Annotated in this window: 1 pseudogene; it reads right to left on the bottom strand. The window is 51.8% G+C overall.

Annotation, left to right across the window (positions count from 1 at the left end):
* Positions 1–334 (bottom strand): annotated as a pseudogene (locus tag FH871_RS35330) (dihydroorotase); the annotation flags it as partial.

The raw sequence follows: 334 nt of genomic DNA on the forward strand, positions 1-334 counted from the left end.
GCAGAGCGATAAAGGTACGATTGGCCTTGGCCAATTCCAGAGCTTCTCGAACCACCTTGGTACTCTTTAGGGGAATGCCATCGTCCGATAGGGAAACAGCACCGGCTTCTAGGAGGGCCTTGAAGTCCGTCAGATTTTGACCATCAAAGTTCTTGGTGACAGTAGCATTGGTATAAATATGGATAGCTTCCTTAGCCGCACTGGCCAGGACTTCCTTGAGGGTGGCAATATCTGAAATGGTAGGATTGGTATTGGCCATCATGACCACCGTTGTCACCCCTCCTGCTGCTGCCGCTAGGGCACCCGTATGGATGTCCTCCTTATGGGTCTGACC

It is taken from the genome of Larkinella sp. C7 (genome assembly GCF_006149005.1).
Classification (GTDB): domain Bacteria; phylum Bacteroidota; class Bacteroidia; order Cytophagales; family Spirosomataceae; genus Larkinella.